Here is a 6,099-nt window from a genome sequence, read left to right on the forward strand (position 1 = left end):
CCATGGCGGCGGTTCCGCTGGAAGAACGAACCCGCATTTTTTTATCCCCATCTGGCTTTCGTCTTCTAGGCATCATCAGCCCCATCTGCAACGAACCCGGGTGCAGCACCGGTGATTGCCACGTCCACCCCGAAGACAAGAAAATCCTCGGCGCGCTGGACGTGGTCATCTCCCTGGAAAACACCGATCGCGAGATCCTGATGGAAGAAAGGGGAATTATCGGCCTGGCCGGCTTTGTTTTTCTCATCACCGCAGCCATCATTTTCGTATTCGTGCTGCGCTTCGTCAACTACCCGATCAAGCGCCTCATCGACGGGACGCGTCTCATCGCCCGGGGCGACTACGCCAGCAAAGTAAACATGCCCCAGGCCGACGAACTGGGTCAGCTATCAGTGGCGATCAACCAGATGTCCGACGAGATCGCTTCGAGTCAGAAGGAGTTGAACAAGCAACGGGACGAGTACCAGAACCTGTTCGAACGGGTCCCCTGCCTGATTACCGTCCAGGACCGCAATTATCGGCTGCTTCGCTTCAACCGGGAGTTCTCTCAGCGTTTTGCCCCCGAACCGGGCGACTATTGCTACCACGCCTACAAGGGCAGAAGGGAGCGGTGCGTTTCCTGTCCGGTGGCGAAAACCTTCGCCGACGGTCTGTCCCACCAGGCCGAGGAGAGCGGCCTGGACAAGGACGGTTCGCCCAAGCACTGGCTGGTGCGCACGTCACCCATCAAGGACGGCAACGGCGAGATCGTCGCCGCCATGGAGATCTCCCTGGACATCACCCAGCGCCGGCAACTGGAAGTGGATCTGCAAAAATCGGAGGAGAAGTACCACGCCATTTTCAGCAATATCCCCAATCCGGTATTCGTCCTGGATGTGGCGACCCTGCAAATCGTGGACTGCAACCAAAGCGTCACCGCCGTCTACGGGTTTAGCGTGGAGGAGATGATCGGCCGTTCCTTCATGAGCCTGTTCGCCCCCGACGAACAGGACCACTACGCCTTCAAAGTTGCCACCTGCTCGGTCCTCAACCAGGCCCGCCACCTGAATTGTGACGGCAAGGGACTGTTCGTCAACATCCGTATCTCGCCGTCAGAATACTCCGGCCAGAAGGTGCTGCTGGTGACCACCAGCGACATCACCAAGCGTCTTGAGACCGAACAGCAGCTCATCCAGGCCAGCAAGATGGCCACCTTGGGAGAGATGGCCACCGGTGTGGCTCACGAACTGAACCAGCCCCTGTCCGTGATCAAAACAGTCAGCAGTTTTTTCATGAAAAAACTCAATGCCGCAGAGGCCATCAACCCTGAAATCCTTGCCACCATGCTAGTCAAGGTGGATGGCAACGTGGATCGGGCCGCCAGGATCATCAACCACATGCGCCAGTTTGCCAGGAAGTCGGACATGGAGATGGTCATGGTTCAGCTCAATGACGTGTTGAAAAGCGCCTTCGAAATTTTCAGCCAGCAGCTCAAGGTGCGCGGCATCCAGGTGGTCTGGGAAATCCGGGAGCCGCTGCCACGCGTCCAGGCCGACCCCAGCCGGCTGGAACAGGTGTTCATCAACCTGTTGCTCAATGCCCGGGATGTCATCGAATCCAAATGGGGAAATCAGCCGACGGGTGATGCCGACGGAGAAAAGACGATCAGCCTATGGACGGGCATCGAGGGTCCGTGGGTGGCATGCCGGGTTTGCGACACGGGCACGGGCATTCCGGAGAATTTGGCGGAGAAGATCTTCGAGCCTTTTTTCACCACCAAGGAGGTGGGCAAGGGCACGGGGCTGGGGCTTTCCATCAGTTACGGCATCGTCAAGGAGTGCGGGGGCACCATCGAGGCGGTGCCCAACCCTTCCCAAGGCACTTGCTTCCTCCTGCGCTTTCCGCTGATCGATGCAACGGATGCCGCCAGCGCTTCCGCTGACGGCAAGGCGGAGTCCGCCCGTGAATGACACCGGCGACAATACCATCCTGATCGTCGACGACGAACCGGATATCCGGGAGGTCCTGGCCATTTCCCTTCAAGACATGGGCTATCGCACCGTGGAGGCGGAAAACGCCACAACCGCCTTCGACTGCTTTCAAAAAGAAAATCCCCAGATCGTGGTCACCGATATCAAGATGCCCGGGGGTGACGGCATCGGCCTGCTGCGAAAAATCAAGCACGAAAATACGGAGACCGAAGTGATCATGATTACCGGCCACGGGGACATGAATCTGGCCATCCGAAGCCTGAAATACGAAGCCACCGATTTTATCACCAAACCGATCAATGTGGACGCGCTGGAGATCGCCCTGCGCAGGGCCCGGGAAAAGATCGCCATGCGCCGACGACTGCGGGATTACACCCGGAGCCTGGAGCAGCTGGTCAAAGAGAAAACCGAGCTCCAGGATCACCTGGCCTCCCTGGGCTTGATGATCGGTTCCGTCTCCCACGGCATGAAGGGGCTGCTCACCAGCCTGGACGGCGGCCTCTACCTGGTGTCATCCGGGTTGAAGAAAAAAGACTTCAGGCGCGTGGAAGATGGCTGCCAGGCCGCCCAGGAGACGGTCCAACGCCTGCGCAAGATGGTGCTGGATGTCCTTTACTATGCCAAGGAACGGGACCTGAAGCGAGTTCCGGTCCGGATCGCAGACTTTGCCGAGGATCTGGTTCGGGTCATCCAGCCCCGCATTGACGGCTGCGGCATCCGGCTGGTGTGCCATTTAGAAAGCGTTGCCGGCACCATGCAGGTGGATGCCGATTACCTGCAGGCGGCCCTGGTCAACATTCTGGAAAACGCCGTGGACGCCTGTCTGAAAGATCACCGCATGTCAACCCACCAAATCGATTTCAGCATCACCGAACCGGGCGATGAAATCGTTTTTTCGATTGCCGACGACGGCATCGGCATGGATGGGGATACTCGCGATCGGATTTTCAGCCTATTTTACTCCACCAAGGGGAGAAGAGGTACCGGTTTGGGATTGTTTATCGCCAATCGTGTCATCGGCCAGCACGGCGGCAAGATTACGGTGGCCAGCAAACTGGGCGAGGGGTCTCTCTTCAGGGTCCGAATTCCGAAAAACCTCCCTGAAATGAAGCCTGCCCCCCTCATCCCCATAGTGCCAAAAAGCAAACCCCATGGTGAAGAATCCGGAACCGGGGGTTCAGCATGACGAATAAACACCAAACCGCGGGCTATTGGGCCGGATAGCTGAAGATGGCGTCGATACCTTTCATGAAAGGAATGTTCGGATCCGCTCGGCTGCCGACTCCGTTTGATCCGGAGTCAACCAGTGGACCGACTGGCGGGATCCGAACCAGGTCAACTGGCGTTTTGCATAGCGGCGGTGATCGCGCTTCAGCATCGTCACCGCCGCCGTCAGGCTGGCATCGCCGCTGATCACCGCAGCCAGGTGCCGATATCCAAGGCTCTGCATGGATTTTAGGTCACTTCCGTAGCCGCTGGCCATCAGCTGCCGCACCTCATCGAAAAAGCCCTGGGCCATCATGGTGTCAACCCGGCGATTGATACGTTCGTAAAGCACCGGCCGAGGCCAGGAGAGGCCGAATTCCAGCGTATTGAATCGCCGCTCACGAAATCCGTGCCGCTGGTGATAAACCGTTAACGGTTCACCGGTGACCTCGAAAACCTCCAATGCCCGGATGATGCGATAGGTGTCGTTGGGATGGATCCTTTCGGCGGCGGTGCTGTCGATCGCTTGCAACCGCCGGACCAGGCCAGCGGCCCCCTCCGATGCCAGCTGCCGCCTCAAACGCCGGCGAACCGTCGGGTCCGAGGGTCCTTCCTCGAAAAGGCCGTGGATCAGCGCCTTGATGTAAAACCCGGTGCCCCCCACGACAAAAACGGTGCGCCCCCGGTCGATCGTCTGCCGGATGATATCGGTGGCCATCTTCGCATAGGCGGCGGCATCGAAATTCTCGTCAGGATCGACGATGTCGATCATGTGGTGGGGGGATGCCGCCCGCTCCGCCGGCGTGGGTTTGGCCGTACCAATGTCCATACGGCGGTAGATCTGCATGGAGTCGGCTCCGACAATCTCGCCGTTAAACCACCGCGCCAGGTCGATGGCAAAGGTGGTCTTGCCGGCGCCGGTGGGTCCGACGATGAGGATGATCTTGGGCGCCTCGAACGTCTGCTTGTCATTCATGGTTCAATGGTGGCGGATGGGTATACCGTAAAATCAGATGGTGTCACCATTTCTATCCCGATTCGTTTTGCGCGTCAAGCCGAGGTGATTGCCGCTGTGCGCTGTTGACAAATACCCCCAACCCAAGGATAAAAAGGAAAACCGTTAAACACGGATCCACTTTCTTCCAGGCCATTAACCGGGAGTTCGCCGAATGAATATCGCAGTGGTGGGAGGCGGCAGACGCTGCAAAGACCTCATGGACGTGATTCAGCGTCACAGCTTTCAGGAAATTCATCCCAAGATCGTCGCCGTTGCGGATATCCGACCCGATGCACCGGGACTGGTTGCCGCCATGGAAAAAGGCCTGTTCATCACCAACAGCTATGATGATTTCTTCGACCGGGACGACATTGATCTCATTGTCGAACTGACCGGATCCATGGATATCTATAATGACATCCTGGCCAAGAAGCGCAAGGATGTGCGTGCCATTTCCACCACGACCGCCGAACTGTTCTGGGAGATCGCACGCGTCTCCACCATGCAGAAGAAAACCCATCAGGAACTGCAGGAGGCACGCGCCCTTTACCATGTCGCCCTGAATGACCTCATCCAAGAAGAAGTGCTGGTGATCGACCACCGTTTCCGTATCATCGACACCAATGACGCCTTTTTAGAAAAGTTCGGCCTGACCCGGGACCAGGTCATCGGGCAGTTCTGCTACCGGATCACCCACCACCTGGAAAACCCCTGCTCAGGGGAAAATCACCCCTGCCCGTTGATCCAGACCCTTGAATCGGAGAAACCCTCCCAGACGACCCACATCCATCTGGACAGGGACGGCCGTAAAATTTACTACTCTATTTCCACCTATCCACTGATCGAACAGGGCGATGTGATCGGTGCCGTAGAGATCTCAAGGGACATCACCAAGGACATCAATGTCCAGAAAGTGATGATGCAGCAGGAAAAACTGGCCTCTGTGGGACGCCTGTCCGCCGGTGTGGCCCACGAAATCAATAACCCCTTGACCACGATCCTGACCACGGCCATGCTGATCCAGGAGGATCTCGATCCAAACGACCCCACCTACGATGAAATGTCGGTGATTGCCAACGAAGCCCTGCGCTGCCGCAAGATCGTCACCAACCTGCTGAATTTCGCCAGGCAAACCCAGCCGGACAAAAAAAACGACAACCTCAACGAAATCATCGAGACCTGCATCTCACTCACCCAGAAGCAGGCCGCCTTCAAGGACGTCTCCGTGGTTTACGACCTGTCCGACAACCTGCCCCGGACCCTGGTGGACAAAGGCCAGATCGAACAGGCCATGATCAACTTGATTATCAATGCCGTCGAGGCGACCCCGGCCGGCGGCAGCATTCACGTATCCACGCAACCGTCGGACCGCCAGGGGTTTGTCGACATTGTCGTCTCCGATACGGGTGAGGGCATCACCGAAAACCAAATCAATAAGATCTTCGACCCCTTTTTCACTACCAAGGATAATGGCACCGGACTGGGGTTGGCCATCACCCACGGCATCATCGAGCAGCACGGCGGCACCATTGAAGCCACGAGCAATGTCGGTGAGGGCACCACCTTCACGATCACCCTCCCTGGGGAGAAAATAACCAACCATGCCCCCTGATCCCGCCCTCGTGCTGATCGTCGATGACGAACCCAACATCTGCCACAGCTGCGTTAAAATCCTTTCAAAATCGGGTTACCGGACCGAGTTTGCCTTGAACGGTTACGAAGCATTGAAAATGCTGGAGACCCGGCCATATGACGTGGTGGTTACCGATCTGAAGATGAGCGCATTAGGCGGCATGCAGGTGCTCGCCCGCGTCAAAGAAGCCTACCCGGACACACTGGTCATTGTGATAACCGGCTACTCCACGGTATCTTCGGCCGTGGAGACCATGAAGATGGGGGCCTTCGACTACCTGCCCAAGCCGTTTA

General features: G+C 57.5%; 5 protein-coding genes. 4 read left to right on the forward strand and 1 reads right to left on the reverse strand.

Going from position 1 to position 6,099, the window contains the following annotated elements:
• Nucleotides 1–1,949 (forward strand): PAS domain S-box protein (locus ABYV26_RS18350; protein WP_372682808.1); only part of this gene is annotated, 1,949 nt, incomplete at its 5' end.
• Nucleotides 1,942–3,156: a response regulator gene (locus ABYV26_RS18355; protein ID WP_372682809.1), complete on the forward strand. Its 1,215-nt coding sequence runs from the start codon at nucleotides 1,942–1,944 to the stop codon at nucleotides 3,154–3,156. The genes ABYV26_RS18350 and ABYV26_RS18355, both read left to right, overlap by 8 nt.
• 60 nt (nucleotides 3,157–3,216) lie before the next feature.
• Here ABYV26_RS18355 and miaA read toward each other — a convergent pair whose 3' ends face one another.
• Nucleotides 3,217–4,152 carry a tRNA (adenosine(37)-N6)-dimethylallyltransferase MiaA gene (miaA, locus tag ABYV26_RS18360; protein WP_372682810.1) on the reverse strand — a complete coding sequence of 312 codons (936 nt, stop codon included), beginning with the start codon at nucleotides 4,150–4,152 and terminating at the stop codon, nucleotides 3,217–3,219.
• Nucleotides 4,153–4,345: 193 nt separating this feature from the next.
• Here miaA and ABYV26_RS18365 point away from each other — a divergent pair, with 193 nt between their 5' ends.
• The gene (locus ABYV26_RS18365) at nucleotides 4,346–5,785 is read left to right on the forward strand and encodes a nitrogen regulation protein NR(II) (RefSeq protein ID WP_372682811.1); all 1,440 of its coding nucleotides are present in this window, start codon (nucleotides 4,346–4,348) and stop codon (nucleotides 5,783–5,785) included.
• On the forward strand, nucleotides 5,775–6,099 hold a 325-nt coding region (locus tag ABYV26_RS18370), incomplete at its 3' end, for a response regulator (protein WP_372682812.1). The genes ABYV26_RS18365 and ABYV26_RS18370, both read left to right, overlap by 11 nt.

Origin of the sequence: Desulfosarcina sp., from assembly GCF_041551955.1 — a bacterium.
In the GTDB taxonomy this organism is placed as follows: Bacteria; Desulfobacterota; Desulfobacteria; order Desulfobacterales; family Desulfosarcinaceae; genus Desulfosarcina.